This window comes from Clostridium sp., from assembly GCF_047718555.1.
Lineage (GTDB): Bacteria > Bacillota > Clostridia > Clostridiales > Clostridiaceae > Clostridium_I.
In genome coordinates this window covers 15658-37232 of record NZ_JBDNRK010000041.1, presented here as the reverse complement: position 1 = coordinate 37232, position 21575 = coordinate 15658, and the positions used below count along the sequence as shown (strand labels likewise).

The window sequence follows — 21575 nt, the reverse complement described above, 5'->3', positions numbered from 1 at the left end:
TTTTATCCGATGACTAGCCGCTGTAACACTCCACCTTCTAAAGGTGGAGATAACACCGGCACGTCCCTGGATAATTCATCTAAACTCAGTGGGAATACAAACTCCCACTGAGTAAGATTCATTGATAAGTCTCTATAGGTTTCTTTCAAAATCTCATCTGACTCATTAAATAAAATATAATTATATATATCTTTTAGCTTCCTCGAGCTTTTCATTAGCTTTCTCCATAAATTCAATGGCTTCAACTATATATTGAGCAGTTTCTTCTTTATGCATAAGCTTACACTTTTCTACCCATTCATTAAAACTATCTTCATGGGATTTGTTATGTTCAACCCAATGATCAAGTAAAATTTTTAGAGTTTTTTCATCTTTATTTAAATTGTTATCAGTATTATCATGATCACAATGGTGATTATGAGTATGATTGTGTGTATTGACGTTATTATCCATAAGCTTGTCCTCTCAATTAAAAATTTATTTCTGTTCTATAATAATTTTATGATCTAAAAGCCTTATTTCCTTTAATAGGCCTTCAATCACCTTTTTTTCTCCCAATAAATCGTATAAGCACAGTTTGCCGTCAGCTTCTGGAAATATATTAACTACATAATCCATCAACTTATGCTCACCTTCAGGAGTTACTAAATAGGCTGTAGATTCACACATTTTTATTATCTCCTTTTATCATTTTATTTTAAAATACCATATTAGCCAATTTATTTTTTATTACCTTTATCTCTTCTAAGGTATTTTTACACTCATAGGGAGATTTATTAACCCTATCAGAGTTTCCCACATCTTCTGAATAATGCATTGAACCAAGATAAACTTCTTTATCTATATTTTTCATTATATAATCTTCATCATCTTCATTTTTGATTTTATTTGCTACTACAAAAACTTTTTCTATACCAATATCCTTGGCAAGCTTCTTAACGTATTTGTAGGTTTGAATGCTTCTTATTCCCGGTTCCACTACTACGATAAATGCATCTACGCTCTCAGCTGTTCCCCTTCCAAGATGTTCTATTCCAGCTTCCATATCCATAATTACAATATCTCTATTCTGCAAAATGAGATGGGAAGTCAATCTCTTGAGAAGAACATTTTCAGGACATATGCATCCAGATCCCCCAGTATCTACTGTACCCATTGTAAGAACTTTTACTCCATTATACTCTTTGCAATACCGTTCTGGTATGTCATCTACTCTGGGATTAATTTTAAACATCTTTCCAAAGGTACCTGGAGTAGATCTGGTTCTTTCAGCAACTAAATTTTTCATTTCTGATATAGGCACAATCTCATCAATTAAATTTTGAGGAAATCCAAGCGCCAAGGCTAAATTTTCATCTGGATCTGCATCTACAGCTAAAACTTTATAGCCTTCTTCTGCATATAGCCTGCTTATTATTGCTGCAAAAGTAGTTTTCCCTACTCCACCTTTTCCTGTAATGGCCATCTTCATTTTTAGCCCTCCTGTTAAAAATCTAATATTATATACCTATTTTGGTGCGTTTCTCATTAAGTCTATTGACTATTTGCTCAACGGTTTTATGTGGATCTGGTTCTACAAAAAACTTTGCACCAACCCAACTTTCTATTTTATTAGTTAGTATATCAACTACCTCTGGGCTTCCCGTAACCGGTGGAACTATTCCAAGCCATGTATCTATACCAGAGGATACTACATAAGTTCCAATGGCTAAGGCTTTTTCAGCCATCCATTCAGGAGCTGCACCTGCAACTGGTAAATCGCTTATATCCAAATTTAAATAATTTGCTATAGTTCCAATAAGCTCTAATATACGACTTATATCAACACAAGAGCCCATATGAAGTACTGGTGGAATATCCAATAATTCACATACCTTTTGAAGTCCTGGACCAGCATACTTTTCAGCTGCATCTTTTTTAAGTAATCCATATTTTGCAGCAGCTTGAGCTGAACATCCTGTAACTACAACTATAATATCCTTCTCTATTAATCCTTTAATTATTTCTATGTGGCCTTCATCCTGAACAGTATTTACGTTATTGCAGCCCACTATGGCAACAGCACCTTTTAAGATTCCTGATACTATAACATCTACTAAAGGTTTAACTGTGTGTTTTTCAGTTGCTTTTGTATCCACAAGCTTGTCTAACTTATTTATTATCTCTTCAACACTATAACCAACTTCTGCTTCAGATTTAAACTCTGGTATCATAACCTTATTTTTATCTCTATTTTTGAAGTTTAATATAGCTTCTCTTAATATATTTTTAGCTGTCTCTAATTTATTTTCTTCATCCATTTCTATGTGAGTGGCTCCCTTAATACGGGCCTTTGGTGAGGTTGTTATAAACTTAGTGTGATATTTTTTTGAAAGTTCAGCTAGAGATGGCAATATGCACTGCACATCAACTATTACAGCTTCTACGGCTCCAGTTATTACAGCCAATTCCTGCTGCATAAAGTTACCTGCTAATTTAACGCCATGCCTCATAGCAGCTTCATTAGCTGTGCAGCACATACCACATAAATTAATTCCATCTGCTCCTACAGATTGGGCAAGTTCTATCATTTCCGGTAATTCAGAGGCTTGTATAATCATCTCTGAAAGTGTTGGTTCATGTCCATGAAGTACTATATTTATTTCATTATCTTCTAAAACTCCCAAATTAGCCTGAGTAAATCTTTCCTGTGGAGTTCCAAACATTATATCACTAAACTCAGTAGCCATATATGAACCTAACCAACCATCACCTAAGGAACATTTCATTGCCATTTTTATCATACTCTCAGCATCAGCCATACATCCTATGTGAGTTGAATGCATGACAGATACAACTTCTCTATCTATGGATCTTGGTATCATATTTAGTTCTTTCCAGACTTGCTTTCTTTTTTCAGGGACAGTAGGTGGTAAGTTTACTTCTCCAAAGGCTCTGCCATAATCCTCTAGGCCTGCTTTTGCAACATCATGAGCTATATCGTATATGTCTCTATCTTCAGTCTCTATTCCAAATCTCCCTGCTACTTTTATCAGCTTAGCTTTGTCTTTAACTTTAATATCACCATCTGCACTTGAATTATATAGATCAAGTGCTATACTTCTTCCATGATCTGAGTGGGATGCTGTACCTGCAGCTATCATTCTTGCAAAGTTCCTTGAAACTATAACATCTGCAGTAGCACCACATACTCCTTTTTGCACACCTTTACCGGGTACCGGGCTTACTCTACAGGGACCTAATCCACAATTTCTACAACAGACTCCAGCTGTTCCAAAACCACAGGAAGTCTTCAAAATAGCTTTTCTATCCCAGACAGTTTCAATTGAATCATCCTTCGCTTTCTTTATCATAGTTAAAGTACTTGGATCAATTGAATGCTTTTTTTCTTCTGACATGTGTTAATCACCTCTTATTTTTTCTTTGGTTATTTGAAAATTATGTATAATTATCAAATTATTAATTTATTTTAGCATACCTATTAAATCGTTAATATTTTAATGGTATCATAGGCAATTTATAAATACAACTTTTTATTATTGATAAGTTGTAACTTGAATTATCATTGCATTAATAATTAGGTTTAGTATATTACCATATCCCTAGTCTCACAAGTACTTACTTTTATGTAACCTATATTAATTACCTAAAAGTAAGTAACAATTCATATGTAGTATACAAAAAAGACTACCTACATTTCATAGGTAATCTTAACTTTATCTATTAACATATATTTTACTTTTGCAGTAAATAATAATCTATACACCATTACTTATTGAAGTGGTATATATTTTTTCCAGCAAAGCAAGAGCTCCTGTATAGCCAATGTAGCTTTTATTAACTACTACTTCAAAAGTAGCTGGACAGCTAGCTTCAACTATTAACCCCTTTAATTCTTTTACTACATCTCTCTCCCAAGCTGAAGCAAATATTATTGGCGTACTGCTTCCAAAATCTGATTCTCTTAATTTTTTCTCGATAATATATCCATCCTCAATAAATTCGACCTCAGTAGACACATCCTTCGCCAAATTTTTATATTCCTCCTGAATAGCTTGTCTGTACTTTTCCGGTGGATTATCTGTTATAATTTGCTTTACTGGAATTAATCCAAGCTGATTTACCAAAAATTTATTTAAGGCTATATTATATGCACTGTCACCTACAACTGCATACTTGGAAGGCAGTCCAAACCAAAATTCAGAGAAGAAATCAGAAAAATGATCAAGAAAATAATAATATCTATCTTCTTCTTTTTTAATGAATTCTTCAGATCTTTCCTTATTTATTCCTGCAAACTTTACAACCTTACGTATAAATTCAGTTGTCTCTTCTGCACCAATTGGAATAATAGGAACATGAAGATATGGTTGATTATATTTTTCCTCCAAATGTGTAGCTGTTTTAATTCCAACCCAAGGAGATAAAACTAAATTAAATTGAGCTTTGGGAATGTTTTTCCATTCTTCTACGCCCTTGCTTTCTGACCCAAATAAAACATTTACTTTAAATCCAGCTCCTTCAAGAACTCTCTTTATTTCAATAAAATCTCCACGCCAATAAGTATTAAAATAAGGTACTTCAGTCCAAAGATTTATCAATCCTTTTTCCTTTTCTCCTTCATAGTCCCCTACAAACTGATCTATTATAGCTTCAGTAACTATTTCATGACCAATTAAATTATTTCCCTTAAATCCGCCAGTTTCTGCAAATACGATAGGATAACCTTTTTTCTGATATTTTTTAACAATAGAACCTACATCATCCCCAACAAGTTCTCCGATACATCCACTCAATACAACAAATAAGTCTCCATCCATTATTTTAAAAGATGATTTTATAAGGTCATCCAGCTTTTTAGCTCCACCAAATACAACTTCATTTTCCCCAGCATTTACACTTGGTATAACAGATGCCCCGCTGTATCCCCCTCCTTGATAACCATTATTATAAGAAAGCATGAAATATTGTTTATCAACGCAACCAGGACCACAGTGTACTAAAGGAATCCCCTTATGAATTGCTGCTACAGTATATGCCGCACCTATGGCACAGGCATAACGTGGATGAACTATTGAATTAGTCTGTTCATTAGAATTTAATTTACCTAACATAAATATCTCCTTTTTTACAACAAAATTTATTATTTATTATTCTTCATCTAAAATTTCAGGATGTTTAGCAAGAACAAATGGATCTTCTTGATCTAGCCACCATTTTGTATAAGGCAGCTTAACATGTCTCTTTAAATTTTCGCCAAATTTTTTATGAGCAAGTACCTCTAATAATGCCTCTCCCATTCTGATTATTCCCTCATATCCGAAAGGAAGATGTTCATCTCCTAATGGGAATGCTGGAATACCAACCTTAGCAGCCAATGGAGCCAATCCATTGTGTCTGATAATTATAAAATCAGGGTTAACTCTCCTCAGTATTCCATAAAACTGAAATTGTTGTGTCTTACTTACTGTAAAATGCTCTACGTCTCCATAATTCTCCACCAAAAATTTCAAGCTGTCTTGATCTTCATTTCCTCCATCATAAACTGGATCATGATGAAATACTATAGAACCATCCACTTCAATTCCAAGCTCTTTTAAAACTGCAATTATTCCATGAGCATAGGCTGAACCTGTTGCAACAAATCCTTTTACACCTTTAAGCTTTTTCTTCAACTCTTCTATTTTAGGTTTAACCCTTTCATGTTCACTTTTAATAAATTCTTCTACCTGATCTTCTCTATGGACAATTTTTCCTATTTCTCTAAGCCAAGTATCTGTTCCCTTAAAACCATAAGGCTGTGGTGCTTTAATTTCAGGAACACCATATTCTTGTTCTAATGCGGCTGCCATATAAGATCCTAATGTAAAACAAAAAGTAGCTGTAGCTGCTGCTTCTGAACATTGGGCTAATTCGTCAACAGTTGCCATGTCTATCACGTAATTTACTCTTAGTCCTATTGGGTTAAGCATTTCACTAAAATAATCAGTACCCCATAAAGCTATAATATTTATTAAATCTTCTTGCTTCTTAGGATGTTTATTCACTATTTGCCTTAAAATCCCATGTTGAGAGATATCAAATCCTGTGCTCCAATGTTTTGATCTAAAGCCTTCACAGGATAGGGGAATAACTGGAATTCCAAGCTCTCTTTCAGCCTCTTTGGCTACACTTGCTATATCTTCACCAATAATTGCCGTAGCACAGGCTGCTGAAATAAAAATTGCTTTGGGATTAAATCGAACCCAAGCATCCTGTATAGATTGCTTTAATTTTTGTGTGGCACCAAATACCATATCTTTTTCCAAAAGATTTGTACTTAATATTTGTATATTTTCAACCTTTTTTCCTCTGCGTATTAATCCCACTTTATAGCCTAAATTAAATCTAGGATGAATTGCAGAGCATCCTATAGATGAGTGCTCTATTAAAATTGCATCAGGTATATTTCCAACCTGGCAACCCACTATAGACTGACTGCACATAGTCTGCTGATTAAAAGGCATTTTTAATTCACAAAGCTTGCATCCCTTGCCCTTTTCGCCAGCACAACCTTTACCTTTTTTAAGTGCTCTAATCTGATAATTTGATTCTTTTACCAAATCTGATGCAGAACCATCCCAAGCGGTAATTGTACCTAAACGTTTCTCACGATTTTCAACATCTACAAAATCAAGATTTATTTTCTTTAACTTTGCCATTTTGTCATCTCCTATTCATATTATACATAGGCTACAGTAAAAAATAACTAGTAAGTATACTCGCCTAATTTATTTTAAAATGCCTAAAACTTCTTTTTATTGAATCACCTATTATTCTAATTTTACTGACCACTCTAAATCGTATTATTTATACAAAAAAGGTTTTAAATTTAATTTATACAAATTGTAATTAAAATTATATACTCAATGAATAATAGCTAACAATAATTGTATACAAAATAGCTATTTTGATATGATTTTAATTTATTACAAATGTATATTAATTAAATTTAAAACCTCTAGTTTTCTAGTCAGCTTTAAACAATTTATTATTATATCCGGTATATTGTTCCTATTACAATAAGCCTAATTTTATCAGTAAAACATATAAAACATATAACTTTAATATGTTTTACTGTTGAGATAATTATATTCTACCTAAGATTTTTTGTCAATACTATTTTTGTTTAGTTTTTTCTATTTTTTATTTTATATATATTAAATATTTTCATTTAATTAGCTCCCTTTTTGAAAAATGTCTCTAAGCTTCTTAATTCCATATTTCACCAGCAAAGAAATGCTCACAGTTTTAAACACTGCTTCATAAAATATATTGTAATTAATTAATCCTGGAGGCTTATTAATGAAATATTATTGTCCTTTTGTTTTCGATCCACTTTATTCTCATATGTATCGAAATGAAAATACTATGCAGCCTGACCCTTATACTTATCCTGGAAATTTCCCGGGAGCATTAAGGCTTATTGAAGGTGCAGTAGCTGGTGAAAGAGAAGATGAGCTCTTTTATGATTATTTAATAAATGCTGCCCCTACTGAGGAAGCTAAAAATATAATTACGGGTATTAGAAATGACGAAATAAAGCATAATAAAATGTTTAGAAAGATTTATACAGAGCTAACAGGGAAAATATTACCCCCTACTCAGGATATGTCCTTTGAAAAGCCACCATCATACTGTGATGGGATCAAAAGAGCACTGCAAGGAGAATTAGGCGCTGTTCAAAGATATAGACGAATCCTTTTCGCTCTCCAAAACAGAGTTCACATAAATATGCTTACTGAAATTATAACTGATGAGATTAGGCACGCAAACCTATATAATTTCTTATTCACATTAGGACGATGTGCTGAAAAAGGTGGAAAATAAATTATATATAAAAAATAAGTAGCATACAATTATCAGTAGTGCTACTTATTTTATCTTTTTAAATTAGATAATATCTATATTATTACTGGAAATTTCATTTATCATTATATTCTAAATACATATTAAAATATCATCTTCAAATGAAAATATTTTAAAGTTGAAATTGATATCATATATTTAATTAATGATTAATATTCACATTTTTCTATATGATTAAAACTAACATTATTATCAACTACAGTTACTTCATTTAGTTCAAGGCGAAATAATGACATCATGCTAGGATCACCAGGCAAGTTTGCTAAGTATGGATATTTTTGCATTATCAACCCCATACCCTTTTGCATTTCTTCAGATGATTCAACTTGATATGCCTTACCAGAAGCTCTAAGATATCGAATTTGGCTCAATTCTTCCATTGAATTAGCATCTTTATCTATTACTACAAATACATTATTATTTTTCTTCATTTCATGAACTTTTGCACTATTTTTAAATGTCATAAAATATAGTTTGGATTCATCTTCCAAATCTCTTGCAAAATCAACTGATCTTGCTTTCGGTAAACCATCATCTGTCACTGTAGATAAATTCATTAATACATATGAGTCTAAAATATCCCTTATTTTTTCCTGCGCATTCATAACCATCCTCCTAAAATTTTAACAACTTTTCAAAAATAAAATAATTGAACTCCTGCAATGCTTGCTCATTTTTATCAATTTTCCCCTTCAATAGTACACCTTCAAAACTTGATAAAATAAATGAAGAAAGTCCCACAGCTTCAGAATTATTAATACCTTCATTTTTCAAAATTTCACTAACTCTTCTGGTAAACTCAGTTGTCCAATTCATTAAATCTTCCCTTACCATTTTACTGCTATCAGACAATTCTATAGCACAATTCCCAAGGGGACATCCTCTTTCAAATCCCATCTGCTTAAATCTGCTAAAGTACAAATCAAAGAATCCCCTTAAGCCTTCAATAGTCTTGGGAAATTGATCTAGTATCTCAAACATTTGATTTATAAAAAAGTTTGTTACTTCAGAAAATAACTTTTCCTTGCTTGAAAAATAATAATAGAAACTGCCTTTTGGAATGCCACAAACATTTAGAATTTGTTGTATTCCCACATTATTATATCCATTTTTATGAAACAAATCAGCTGCAACCTGAATAATTTCACTTCTTTTTTCCAATGTATCACCTCTATATATACGACCAGTCGTCTATAAAAATTATACCATTTTTGTAAGATTGTCAAGCTATATCTCTACTAGCTTACTAATGCTTATGTTCACATATTTAACTCTTTCTTCAAAGAATTTACTTTTATTTTTTCTAAAGATTAGTATAACTATCCTCAGAACCTGTTACACTATATGATCCAAAATATACGTAAAAGCAACTATAGTAATTTAACTAATCAACACTGGATTAATGTTTTAATTACATACAGTTGCTTTAATATTATTTTTAGGCTAATAAAACATATTAATGTTTTATAAAATAAACTGCTATAACAATAGCTCCTAAGATAAATCTATATATTGAAAATATTGCAAAACCCTTATTTTTCAAATAATCTAATAAAAACTTGATGGCTAATGCACCCACTATAGCAGATGTTAAAACTGCTACAATAAATGAACCTTTATCTATAGGTATATTTCCCATTTTCTTTAGATGATATAAGGCATCTCCTAATATTATAGGAGAAGAAAGTAAGAAAGTAAACTTTGCAATACTCTCTCTTTCTATTCCCATAAAACGACCAGCAGACATAGTAATACCTGAACGTGATACACCTGGAACAACTGCTAATACTTGTGAGAATCCAACAACAAGACTTCTTTTTAAACCAATCTTCTCCATTTCAATTTCTTTACTACCAATTTTATCAGCATAGTATAATACTATACCCATTATAATAAGCATAATACCAATAAGTGCAGGATTTCTAAAATTCTGCATGTAATTATCAAGTAAAACTCCAAATATGCCTCCAGGAATCGTAGCTGCTATAATTAGCCAAAATAACTTTCCATTTTCTGATTTTGGCTTTGTAAATCCTGAACTTATTAAAGATATCCAGTCCTTCCAGAAAAATAAGATAACTGCTAAAGCAGTACCTAGGTGTAATGCAACATCGAAAGCTACCCCAGGGTCTCCCCATCCAAAAAACCATGGGACTAATATTAAGTGAGCTGTACTTGATATTGGCAAAAATTCCCCAATTCCCTGTACTACCCCATAAACAATTGCTTGAAAAATACTCATTACAAATCTCCTCTCATGTAAATCTTAAAATTAAACTTCTTATCGTATTTCTGCATTAAAAGCATCATCCTCATTGCTATCTCCTGATCTCTTTCCTTTAATAAATGCAATAAGCGCCGGAATTAGTGAGATTATTATAATTGCAATTAATACAAAAGAGAAATTTTGTTTTATGACAGGTAAATTTCCAAAGAAAAATCCTCCAACTAAAAATAACATTACCCATAAAAATCCGCCTAATACATTATAAATTATAAAATGTAAATAACGCATTTCTCCAACACCAGCTACAAAAGGTACAAAGGTTCTTATTATAGGAATAAATCTTCCTATAACTATAGTCATTGAACCATGCTTTTCATAAAACTTATGTGCCTTTTCAAGATATTCTTTATTTATATATTTCAAGTCTTTCTTTTCTAATATTCCAGTTCCTATCTTTTTCCCAATGCTATAATTTACAGTGTCACCCACTACTGCTGCTGCAAAGAATATCAGAAACAAAATAAAAATGTTAAGTGAGCCAATAGAAGCTAATGCCCCTGTTGCAAATAGTATTGAATCTCCTGGTAAAAACGGAGTAACCACTAATCCAGTCTCACAGAAAATAATAAAGAATATAAGTAAATATGTCCACATTCCATAGTTTTGTATTATTACACTTAAAGACTTATCAAGATGTAAAATACCATTAATAAAATTCATTAAAGTACTCATTTTTTCTCCTTTCATTATTTAAAATCATTTAATTATGCATTTATTTTTCATGTAATTCTGATAAACAGAGTTCTTTGTTTCAGATGGAGTTTTTTTCTCCAGCTGAAACTTAGAAATCGTTATCCAGGGACGTAGCAGCCGTTATCTCCCACTTTGATAGAAGTTGGGAGTATTACGGATGGTAGTCATCGGATAAATTATATGAAAATTTAGCTTTGCAATGCTTATATTATTTATGATAAATATTAAAATCAGATTAAAAAACACTTGTATTAAGTTGAAAATTAATTTATTTTATAATCTAAAAAAAGTGAGTATGTTTTATTTTCACATACTCACTTTATCTATATTACTTTTAAATTTCAAAAGCATATCCTTCAGCCTTTAAGTATTCTATTATTTTAGGAAGTGCTTCTATTGTTTTCTGTCTTCCTGCTGAATCATGCATTAATACAATTAAATTATTTTTACCCTTCGAAGTATTTTTTACATTGTTTATCAAATCATCTACGGTGTATTTAGGATTCTCTGCATCCATACTAAGACAATTCCAATCAACTATTTTATAACCTTTACTCTTCACTGCTGTAATAAATCGCTTGTCTCTCTGTCTGGATCCTCCCGGGAATCTAATCAGTTTTGAATTATATCCCGGCAATATGGATTTTAATAAAATTTCATTTTTCTCAAAATCTGCAATTAAATTTTTAGGATCTGAGTAAAGATAATCAATATTATGGGAATAGGTATGATTAGCTACTATGAACCCTTCATTTACTTCAAGCTTTAGTATCTCAGGATGAATGGCCGCAGCTTGTCCAATAACAAAGAATGTTGCTTTTATATTATATTTATTCAAAATACCAATTATTTGCGGGGTAGTATCGGCAGATGGTCCATCATCAAAGGTCAAATATGCTGTTTTTTTACTTGATGGAATCTTATCTACATCCTGCAAATTTTCTTCCAGTAATCCCTTACTGATATTAGAATTAGTTACTAAATTTCTTACAGGAATTTTCATTTCAGATGCTTTAGCTACACTTGTATCAACACCAGTATTGGTATGTTTATTTTGACTGGTTAAAAAAATCATTTCAACAAACCCAATGCAGACTGAAAAAATTATAATTATAATTGCAATCTTTAAAATAGAACTAAAATTTTTATCTTTCAAAATACACCTCATTTTTATTTTACCAACAATTTCATTTTGACTTAACTGTGCTTCAAATGCTTAAATATTTTTCCTTTAATCAACTTCTTTCATATAATATTTTTATTACTTAAACTGTTTTATGCATTTTCAAAAAATAGGCAGTCAGTATAGTCCTGATATTTCACTTACTATTTATTTTCCTATGGCTAAATTAATATTGTATAAATTTCATAATTAGCATATTTTTAATGATTTTTATAATATATACAGCTTTATTTATATCCGTAAGTAAATTTAATACTATATTACCACAATATACTGATGATTTTTATAAATGTTTTTATTCAGTTCACAAAATAGAATCATTATATTCATATCTGTTATCTATACTCTAAAATAAGTTTTCTAAAAGGACAAGAAAACTTGTGTTAAATTATATTAAATATTTTTTGCTTTAATATAACTTTTAACAAATCAAATTTTTAGGAGGTTTATTCTTATGAATAAGACAATTAAATCGATAATTGCCACACTTGTTATATCAGGAACTGTAACAACTATTATGCCTACTATTGCAAAAGCAGCAGAGATAACCTGTACTAACTCAACAGCTCAACAACAAATTTCTTTAAAAGACATTTTAAATAAATATCCTCAATTTAAAAATTGGACAGTTGCTACTTCAACAAAGGCAACTACAAATAGTGACAACACTACAACAACTACTAAACCATCAACAAACACTACTAATAATCCTACAACTACTACAAACTCAAATCCTGCAACTACACAACCAACACAAAATAGTGGACAATCATCTATCATAAGTGCAGAAGCAAATGAAGTAATCAGACTAGTTAATGTGGAAAGAAGTAAAAATGGACTAGCTCCACTTAAAGCTAATGCTGAATTGTCTAAAGTGGCCGCAACTAAAGCTCAAGATATGATTGATAAAAATTACTTTAGTCATACTTCACCTACTTATGGTTCACCCTTTGATATGATGAAAAAATTTGGAATCAATTATACAGCGGCTGGTGAAAATATCGCCTATGGGCAAAAAACGCCTGCTGACGTAATGAATTCATGGATGAATTCTCCAGGACATAGAGCGAATATATTAAATTCTAACTTTACAGAAATTGGAGTTGGTGTTGCTAAGGATAAAAATGGAACTCCTTATTGGGTTCAGATGTTTATAAATCCTGGTAAATAATCATATCTAAAAAATAAATATGTAAGTTATATTAATGTTTAAAAAGCTGAGAATATATGATTCATTCTCAGCTTTTTAAAATTCCATTTACTTATAGTAACAATTTTTAATATTGCTTATCTAAATCAACCACATTAATTTTAAGCTCTTCTCCCTTTAAATAGCATTGAAAATTCTTTATAAATATATCCATGGCCCTATCCTCATAATTATCTGTTACTCCAGAAATATGAGGAGTGATTATTACATTTTCAAAATTCCATAAAGGACTTTCTTTAGTAAGTGGCTCCTCATCAAATACATCTAAGCCAGCTCCAGCAATTAAATTTTCTTCCAAGGCTTTAATTAATGACTCCTGGTCAGTTGTTTCTCCTCTACCAACATTAATATAGAAGGCAGTACTCTTCATTTTTCTAAACTGCTCTAATCCGAGTAGTCTATAGGTCTCCTCCCACTAATTATTTTCCAATCTGGTGCAAGTAATTCTAGCTTATTTAAATATTTTTGAGAAGTGTTTCTCAAAATGACAAGTTTATGCATCTGCAATCACCCTCTTAATAAGATATAAGTTATATTTAGTATCTTTATCATATACATATTATCCCAAATTATTTAATTATATTATAATACTTATTTTTTCAATTTTCTATAACATTCATAATTACAATAATAATATCTTATATGGCAAAAATATTTAATCCCCAAAAATTAAATGCTTTCCGATTAATTCAGCTATTTCTTTAATACCTTTTCAATAAACACCTTTACTAGTTCTGGATCAAACTGGGTACCTGAATTTGTTTGCAGTTCCTGTATGGCAACCTCTTCTGCTAAAGGACTACGATAGCTTCTTTCACTGGTCATAGCATCATAGGAGTCAGCTATACTTATAATTCTTGATTGAAGTGGTATTTTTTCCCTCTCCAGTCCTTTTGGATATCCTGTTCCATTCCATCTTTCATGATGAGCTAATACATATTCCGATATTTCCAACATATCATTCACTGTACTAAGTATTCTATAACCTATTTCTGGATGTCTCTTTATTTCTTCAAATTCTTCATCTGTTAACCTCTCCTGCTTATTAAGTATATTTTCTTCTATAGCTATTTTTCCTATATCATGAAGTAAGCCAGCAGTCCTAAGGTCCTCAATTTCCGTTTCAGGTAAGCAAATGGCTTTCCCCATATCTTTACATAATTCCGAAGTTCTAAAGGAATGCTGTTCTTCTCTTTTATTTTTTTCATGAAGTGTACGAATGATAGCGCTTATAGTTTTTCCTCTCATACTTGGACTTTCAAAGAGTTTTTTCTTATACATATGATCTTCAGCCTTTTTTAAAACATCCTGAACTTTCTCCTCTTTATTCTTCTTAGCTTCATAACCGAAGGAAATAGATACATTAACAGAATTTACTTTTTGTTTTAAGGCTATAGCTTTAATTCTCTTAACAATTTGTTCCGTTTCATAAGTGTCTGTTTTGGGTAAAAGAATTACAAATTCATCTCCTCCCAATCTAGCAATAATATCATCTGCTCTACATCCTTTTCTGATAACTTCTGCTACTTTTTTAAGTAATTCATCTCCTATGATATGACCAAAGGAATCATTGATAAGTTTTAATCCATTTACATCTCCCATAACAATGCTCAAAGGAAGATTTCCTTCCATATCTAATCGCTTTAGCTCCTCTTTAAAAAACCTTCTGTTATATAAACCTGTTAGTTGGTCATGATAACTTAAATATTCTAGCTTCTGCTCCATTTGCTTTTGTTCACTAATATCCCTTGATATAGCCAGCACTTCTTCTTTACTATTTTGAACCATTCTAAGTTCATAATAACGTTCCCTATCTTTAATTTTCAATTTATATTCAAAACTTTGCAGTCCCCCGCCTTTAAGCAGCAATTCCATTCTTTCGTAAGCCATTTCAGCTATCTCTTTAGGCATAACTTCCCAAATAGTTTTCCCAATAAAAACTTTCTTTGGCATTATCAAAATATTTTCGTCATTTGCCTCACAATCTAAGAAACGACCCTCATGATTAAGAATAAATAATAAATCAGGCATAGCTTTAATAATATTTCTACTTTTTTCTTCACTTTTGCTTAACTTCTTTTCACTTTCAATAATTCGATCATATTGAATTCTTAGTTCCTCTTCAGAAGCGGTCAATTGTTCCACATATGCAGCAAGTTCTACATTAGCTTCTGATAGCTCTTCATAACTTTCATTGAGTTTCTTTTCCATTAAGTAAACTTTTTTTAGAAGACTACTTATTAATAAATAGAGAATAGTTGAAGTTACAACAACATATAGCCAACCTTTATATGTATTTATAATTAATAGAATACCCTCATTGGTCACAAGTTTATTTGCAATCCTATCTGAAAAGTAAATCCAAAGAAAACCAATCACTAAATATATAAAACATATTTTAATACATTCATATTTAAATCTATTTCTTTCATTAATTTTTAGCATTGAGTAAATTTTTTTTATTATTGATAGAAACATATCACCACTCCGCTAATTACTATATTTAACAAAATTTCGCTAAATTATGATTTTTTAAAGCTACATAGTTTAATTATTTCGACTTTTTTTATTAAAATCCTTTAAATATTCATCTTTTTCTTCATTAAAATTTCAATAGAAAGCTAATAAATTTTTTAATCTACTCATAATAAAAACGCTTCATAACTTAATAAAGCTTTTATATTGTATATGTACTTGGTTGTTCAAACAGTTAATTATTATTTACTTTTGTCTAAAATTTATGGTATTAATTAGCTATATTATTGTATAATTATTGATAGTTGATAATTTTATATTGACAGAATGGATACCACAGCTATAAATTTACATATTTGTCAATGTATTATTTTAAGATTCTTTATATAAAAATACACGGAGGTGTTATTATGGATAAAATAAGATTAGGAAGAACAAATTTAATGGTAACAAGAAGTGGTTTTGGTGCCTTACCTATACAAAGGGTTTCCTTTGAAGAGGCTAAAAAGATTTTACGTAAAGCTTATGACAATGGAATAAATTTTTTTGATACTGCAAGAATGTATTCTGATAGTGAAGAAAAAATAGGTTATTCCCTTGCAGATGTGCGAAAAGATATTATAATAGCTACTAAAAGTCATGCAAAGGATAAGAAAACTTTACTAGAGCATCTTCAGACAAGCTTAAAAAATTTAAAGACAGATTACGTAGATATTCTTCAACTACATAACCCTGGTGAACTGCCTAACCCTGAAGATCCAGAAGGTCTCTATGCCGGCCTCTTAGAAGCTAAAAAGCAAGGCTTGATTCGTTTTATAGGAATTACAAATCATAAAATAAAGAATGCTATAGAAGCTGCAAATTCTGAGTTATACGATACTATACAGTTTCCTTTAAGTTCTCTATCTGCCGACAATGATTTAAAGCTTATAGACGAATGTAAGCAAAAAGATATTGGAGTCATTGCAATGAAGGCTCTTTCAGGCGGGCTCATAACCAATGCCGCATCTACATTTGCATTCTTAAGACAATTTGATAACCTTGTTCCAATATGGGGTATACAAAGAGAATCTGAATTAGATGAATTTATTGCCCTTGAAAAAAATCCACCAGCATTAGACGAAGCCATGTGGTCCATTATTAATAAGGATCGTTCTGAATTAGCTGGAGATTTCTGCCGAGGCTGCGGATATTGTCTCCCATGCCCTGCTGGAATAGATATTCCTACCTCTGCAAGAATAACGCTGCTTTTAGGAAGAGCTCCATACAAAGGTTTCTTAGAAGATAATTTTAAAGAAAAGATGGAACTAATAAATAATTGTATAGAATGTGGACACTGTAAAAATCATTGTCCGTACAAACTAGACACACCAAATCTTTTAAAACGAGAACTTAAAAACTATAATGAATTTTATGCTAAACATCAATAATCATTATTTATTGGGAGTTCTACTCCCAATAAATTTACAGGAATTATACAAGGATGTCACGCTGTTATCAACTCATAATTATCCTTTGCCAATTCAACAAGTTTAAGTAAAAATTTACAAAGTTTAATATTATTCTAGAATTGTTATTATTCTTTCCAATTTCTTTTTTATCCGATGACTACCATCCGTAATACTCCCATCGCACACAGCGAAAGCGATTCACACAAAATCCAAGATTTTGGTTCTCTGCTTTTCTATCAAAGTGGGAGATAACGGCTGCTACGTCCCTGGATAACGATTTACCCTAAAGGACAACGATTTCTAAGTATCGAAAATACCGATACTAAGAACTCTGTTAGTAAGTTTCAGATGGAGAAAAAAACTCCACCCGAAACAAAGAACTCTGTTTATGAAAGCGACTGACGATAAAGTTCTTTTGTTTTGAATCCTTTACTCAGTATCATTTCCATTTCTGACAAACGTTTTTTTCTAGTTGCTTCCTGTTTAGCACTATAAACATATCTTGCCCAATCTTTTCGATATCCAGGAGTTAAGTTTTTATAGAACTCTGACAAAACAGAATTATTAGAAAGATATACTTCAATTTCATGGATATATTTGACATAGTCATCCACACATTGACTACTATCAGTTGAAGACTTGCCTTTACTTGATCCAGCTTCCTTTAAGCCCACAATAGTGAATGTCTCATCTAAACTTACCATTCGTGCAAATTTTATATTGCTGTCTCCAACATACCCATCTCCATTTGCATCTACATTTAAACTAGGGAAAATTTCATCTCGATGAACAAAATCTGGATATACTTTATTACCCTTTTTAGGATATGCAATATATAAATATCCATTATCATTTAATCTATCTTTTTTAATAATTTCAATAATTGTTTCTTTTAAGCCATTAATATTAAAAACAAATGCAAAAATCAAATCATATTTATCTTTATTAAAATCAGAATCATATTCTTTTAAATTACTAAAATATGTTTTTTCTGAATCTGGTAAATTAATTATTACTATGGAATTATACTGATTTAATTTTAATTTCTCCACAATAGTTTTTTCAGCCATACTGTTCATCCTTTCAATTTTATATTTTTTCCGCCATCATCCATATATTTCATCTTTAATTCTAGTTATATAAATACTTTGTGTCAATTACCTACATTTATGTAGTAAACGCTGTTTCATCTTTTTCAATTGAAATTATTGCATAAATTTATTCTCTTGCTAATATTGATTATATTTCTTATAATGTGATTTGAATAATAGTATTATTTTTTAAAGATGCCTAAAATCAATTATAGTGATTGCTCAATGTGAGGAGATTTTATTAATGAAAAAATTTAAGAAGACTTATATAGAAATAACTAATGTTTGTAATTTAAATTGCGAATTTTGCCCTAAGTGTGAGAGAAATCCTGAATTTATGAAAATTGAACTATTTGAAAAAATACTAAGCCAAATTAAAAATCATTCTAAGCATATATATTTTCATGTTAAAGGAGAACCTTCCCTGCATCCACAACTAGGCAAGTTTTTAGATGTGGCTCACACCCATGGTTATAAAGTAAATATAACCACAAATGGTACACTTATAGAAAGTTCAAAGCATACGCTGCTGAGTAAACCTGCTCTTAGACAAGTAAATTTTTCACTGCACAGCTTTGATGCCAATGTAAAAACTACTACTATGGAGAAATACTTAGATGAGATTTTAATCTTCGCAAAAGAAGCCTCAAGGAATACAAATATCATTTCAGCACTCAGATTGTGGAATCTAAGTGAAGACAACAATATTAACCTTAGTAAAGAGAAGAATAGATATATTCTCAGACAAATAGAAGATGCTTTTAATCTAGATTATATGATAGAAGAGAAACTAGCTCAGCAGAGAGGCATAAAGCTTACTCACAACGTATACTTAAACCAGGCGCCTCGTTTTAATTGGCCTGACATAAATGAAAGTGAAGATAGTTTATATGGCTTTTGCTATGCCTTAAGAGACCAGGTGGCTATTCTAGTAGACGGTACCGTAGTTCCTTGCTGTCTTGATGGTGAAGGTGTAATTAATTTAGGTAATATACAATATACTCACTTTGAAGACATTATAGAAAATGAAAGAGCTAACACATTATACAACGGATTTTCCAATAGAAATGTAGTTGAACCTCTATGTCAAAAATGCGACTATAGAAGGAAGTTCAACTCTTAAAGTGAGACATTTTATTTAACTTTTCTCTATAGTCACAGAGCTGAAAAATGGAAAATGCAAACTAATTAAAGAAACAGATCATAAAAGTTAAGCACACATTTTAGCGTAAATCCAAAAAAACTATATAGTAGAAAATTTTATTTAGCATTATGCTCTGAAACACATCTTAAAATGCCAGCTTCAAATGAAGGCATTTTATATCCACACATTTCCAGGTTAAATGCTTTTGCGCATAAATTATGTGGTTTTCCATCCTCTTTTGGCAATACTAAGCTTTTGATAATTTTATCATTTGCCCCAATACTTTTCATTGTAAATATGAATGCTTGTTCAATTGATTTATCCGTTTCTTGGGTTACATTATACACTCCATAGGGTATAATTTGTTCTACCATTTTAATTAAAGCATCAATTGTATCTTGGACATACGATATATATTGATATGAATTAGAATTGCAATAAATAGGACTATTTGTTAGAATAGCTTTTGACACTAATTCCAATATCCCACCCCTGCTATCATACACTCCTGAAGTGCACCAATCATATTGCCATCCAATTCTAGCTATATGATTCTTGGGTACTATATTTTGTACATCTTTTTCACTAATCACTTTCAACTCACCATAATAATTATTAGGATTAGTTGGAGTAAGTTCACTAATTTCTTCATCTGTAAATGCATTATAAACCTGATCTGAACTTATATATATCATTCTAGAATTATTATCAGCACAGACAGATGCAATATTTTTTGTTGCTATATAATTCGATTTGTATGCCAGTTCTTTATTTTTCTCACATTTTCTTATATCTCCAATAGCAGCACAATGAATTACAACATCCGGTTTGTGCTTTGATATAAAATCATATACAACCCTGAAATTACTTATATCACCAATTTCTCTATTTAAACCTATAACGGTATGATTCCTTTTTAATTTACTAGCTAATCTGCTGCCTAAAAAGCCCTTGTCTCCAGTAATAATTATTTTCATTCTAATTCCTCCATAATTTATTTAAATACTCTTTTACAAATATTCTTTTATTAAAGTTTTAATTCATCTACTTCTAATTTTAAGCCTTCTTTTCTTTGCATGTAAACGCTTTTATATATTTTGATTACTTTTTAAATTACTTGTTATTATTTTAACTAATTTAAAACTATGTAGAAAAAATCATATAATCTTATAGTTTTTTATGTGAAGTTTTGGATCCTATGCATATAAATTTTATATAGAAGGAAAATAATTATTATGAATTAAAATAAATTTCTTATACAAATATACTTTGTTCATAATAAATACAAATAGGTAGAAAGGATACATATTTTAATGATTAATAAGGATAACAGACTAACAATTGGAGTTGCTGTGCTATTTGAACTAATTCTCACAACTACAGCTATCACTGGTATTTTATCAAGACAATGGAAACTCTTAACCTTATCACTACTGTCCATTATATGTCTTATGATTCCCTTTATAATTACCTATATTGCTAATATAAAGAACATAATACTGCCTTATACATTTAAATTAATAACTTTATTATTTATCTTTTTTGCACAATATCTGGGGGAAATTAAGCAATTCTATAATAAATTTTGGTGGTGGGATCTATTTCTTCACGCTACATTTGGCGGCTATGCAGTTATAATAGCATTATATTTAATACAAGAGACTATTAGAAAGAAACAAGAAATTACGAAGCAGAGATTCACTCTTTTTAATGCAATATTTGCATTTAACTTTTCAATAACTTTAGGTACACTGTGGGAGATGTTTGAGTTTATAGGAGATTATTTATTTAAAACTAATATGACACAAGGTGGGCTTGAAGATACCTCAACTGACCTACTTGTGAACATTCTAGCCGCTTTTATTACTTCGATAATATACTATTATCGCAATTTAAGAAAATAAAACTAAAAAACTCTCATTATCATCTATTAAAAGAATTAATTCACTACCCTTTTTTATACCCTTATTTTGTAAGCCTTTTAAAGCTTTAAGTGCTTTATTATAAAGCTCATTATATGTGACAAATTTATCTTCTTTATTATTTATAAAAACTATCCCTTTATTCCCAATAATTCTACTTTGCAAAAAATCAACTAAAGTATTTAACTTGTTCTTACTTATCCCCCCAAGA

The 21575-nt window shown here is 30.7% G+C and carries 20 protein-coding genes and 1 pseudogene; 5 read left to right on the top strand and 16 right to left on the bottom strand.

All coding sequences use genetic code 11. From position 1 onward, the window contains the following. Positions 1-180: 180 nt before the first annotated feature. The 6 genes from ABF633_RS14915 to ABF633_RS14890 form a co-directional block, all read right to left on the bottom strand. Entirely contained in the window at positions 181-453 is a 273-nt protein-coding gene (locus ABF633_RS14915) for a hypothetical protein (RefSeq protein ID WP_415524683.1), read from the bottom strand. Positions 454-477: 24 nt separating this feature from the next. Further along, on the bottom strand, positions 478-669 hold the full coding sequence (locus ABF633_RS14910) for a CooT family nickel-binding protein (protein ID WP_415524682.1): 192 nt from the start codon (positions 667-669) through the stop codon (positions 478-480). A gap of 28 nt (positions 670-697) precedes the next feature. Beyond that, entirely contained in the window at positions 698-1471 is a 774-nt protein-coding gene (locus ABF633_RS14905; protein ID WP_415524681.1) for an AAA family ATPase, read from the bottom strand. 28 nt (positions 1472-1499) lie between these two features. Next, complete coding sequence (gene cooS, locus ABF633_RS14900) at positions 1500-3398, bottom strand: anaerobic carbon-monoxide dehydrogenase catalytic subunit (protein ID WP_415524680.1); 1899 nt, start codon at positions 3396-3398, stop codon at positions 1500-1502. A gap of 360 nt (positions 3399-3758) precedes the next feature. Then, entirely contained in the window at positions 3759-5114 is a 1356-nt protein-coding gene (locus tag ABF633_RS14895) for a nitrogenase component 1 (RefSeq protein WP_415524679.1), read from the bottom strand. A 36-nt stretch (positions 5115-5150) separates the two neighbouring features. Next, a complete protein-coding gene (locus ABF633_RS14890) occupies positions 5151-6701 on the bottom strand; it encodes a nitrogenase component 1 (RefSeq protein ID WP_415524678.1) in 1551 nt (516 codons plus the stop codon). Between the two features lie 643 nt (positions 6702-7344). Between ABF633_RS14890 and ABF633_RS14885 the strand changes: the two genes are divergently transcribed. After that, entirely contained in the window at positions 7345-7869 is a 525-nt protein-coding gene (locus ABF633_RS14885) for a ferritin-like domain-containing protein (protein WP_415524677.1), read from the top strand. Positions 7870-8057: 188 nt separating this feature from the next. Here the strand turns inward: ABF633_RS14885 and ABF633_RS14880 are convergent, their stop codons facing one another. The 5 genes from ABF633_RS14880 to ABF633_RS14860 all read right to left on the bottom strand — a co-directional run bounded on the left by ABF633_RS14880 (position 8058) and on the right by ABF633_RS14860 (position 12044). After that, complete coding sequence (locus tag ABF633_RS14880) at positions 8058-8513, bottom strand: pyridoxamine 5'-phosphate oxidase family protein (RefSeq protein WP_415524676.1); 456 nt, start codon at positions 8511-8513, stop codon at positions 8058-8060. A 10-nt stretch (positions 8514-8523) separates the two neighbouring features. After that, positions 8524-9069, bottom strand: a complete 546-nt coding sequence (locus ABF633_RS14875) for a TetR/AcrR family transcriptional regulator (protein WP_415524675.1) — start codon at positions 9067-9069, stop codon at positions 8524-8526. Between the two features lie 295 nt (positions 9070-9364). Then, positions 9365-10150 (bottom strand): undecaprenyl-diphosphatase UppP, encoded by a 786-nt coding sequence (gene uppP / locus ABF633_RS14870; RefSeq protein ID WP_415524674.1) that lies wholly within the window; start codon positions 10148-10150, stop codon positions 9365-9367. 39 nt (positions 10151-10189) lie between these two features. Continuing rightward, positions 10190-10867, bottom strand: a complete 678-nt coding sequence (locus ABF633_RS14865; protein ID WP_415524673.1) for a DedA family protein — start codon at positions 10865-10867, stop codon at positions 10190-10192. A 355-nt stretch (positions 10868-11222) separates the two neighbouring features. After that, on the bottom strand, positions 11223-12044 hold the full coding sequence (locus ABF633_RS14860; protein ID WP_415524672.1) for a polysaccharide deacetylase family protein: 822 nt from the start codon (positions 12042-12044) through the stop codon (positions 11223-11225). Between the two features lie 481 nt (positions 12045-12525). Here ABF633_RS14860 and ABF633_RS14855 point away from each other — a divergent pair, with 481 nt between their 5' ends. Continuing rightward, entirely contained in the window at positions 12526-13242 is a 717-nt protein-coding gene (locus tag ABF633_RS14855) for a CAP domain-containing protein (RefSeq protein ID WP_415524671.1), read from the top strand. A gap of 106 nt (positions 13243-13348) precedes the next feature. Here ABF633_RS14855 and ABF633_RS14850 read toward each other — a convergent pair. Both ABF633_RS14850 and ABF633_RS14845 read right to left on the bottom strand, forming a co-directional pair. After that, a pseudogene (locus ABF633_RS14850) lies at positions 13349-13681 on the bottom strand (NAD(P)-dependent oxidoreductase); the annotation flags it as partial. A gap of 293 nt (positions 13682-13974) precedes the next feature. Beyond that, positions 13975-15492, bottom strand: a complete 1518-nt coding sequence (locus ABF633_RS14845) for an HD domain-containing phosphohydrolase (protein ID WP_415524670.1) — start codon at positions 15490-15492, stop codon at positions 13975-13977. Positions 15493-16166: 674 nt separating this feature from the next. On the opposite strand from ABF633_RS14845, the gene ABF633_RS14840 reads away from it, so the two are divergent. Beyond that, the gene (locus ABF633_RS14840; protein ID WP_415524669.1) at positions 16167-17186 is read left to right on the top strand and encodes an aldo/keto reductase; all 1020 of its coding nucleotides are present in this window, start codon (positions 16167-16169) and stop codon (positions 17184-17186) included. 407 nt (positions 17187-17593) lie between these two features. Here the strand turns inward: ABF633_RS14840 and ABF633_RS14835 are convergent, their stop codons facing one another. Then, a complete protein-coding gene (locus tag ABF633_RS14835; RefSeq protein WP_415524668.1) occupies positions 17594-18277 on the bottom strand; it encodes a YdeI/OmpD-associated family protein in 684 nt (227 codons plus the stop codon). Positions 18278-18542: 265 nt separating this feature from the next. Between ABF633_RS14835 and ABF633_RS14830 the strand changes: the two genes are divergently transcribed. Next, positions 18543-19421: a radical SAM/SPASM domain-containing protein gene (locus ABF633_RS14830; RefSeq protein WP_415524667.1), complete on the top strand. Its 879-nt coding sequence runs from the start codon at positions 18543-18545 to the stop codon at positions 19419-19421. Positions 19422-19558: 137 nt separating this feature from the next. On the opposite strand, the gene ABF633_RS14825 is transcribed toward ABF633_RS14830, so the two are convergent. Then, a complete protein-coding gene (locus tag ABF633_RS14825; protein WP_415524666.1) occupies positions 19559-20419 on the bottom strand; it encodes an SDR family oxidoreductase in 861 nt (286 codons plus the stop codon). Between the two features lie 336 nt (positions 20420-20755). On the opposite strand from ABF633_RS14825, the gene ABF633_RS14820 reads away from it, so the two are divergent. After that, positions 20756-21346 (top strand): hypothetical protein, encoded by a 591-nt coding sequence (locus tag ABF633_RS14820; protein ID WP_415524665.1) that lies wholly within the window; start codon positions 20756-20758, stop codon positions 21344-21346. Here the strand turns inward: ABF633_RS14820 and ABF633_RS14815 are convergent. Beyond that, positions 21335-21529 (bottom strand): hypothetical protein, encoded by a 195-nt coding sequence (locus tag ABF633_RS14815; protein ID WP_415524664.1) that lies wholly within the window; start codon positions 21527-21529, stop codon positions 21335-21337. The genes ABF633_RS14820 and ABF633_RS14815 overlap by 12 nt on opposite strands. Between the last annotated feature and the right edge of the window lie 46 nt (positions 21530-21575).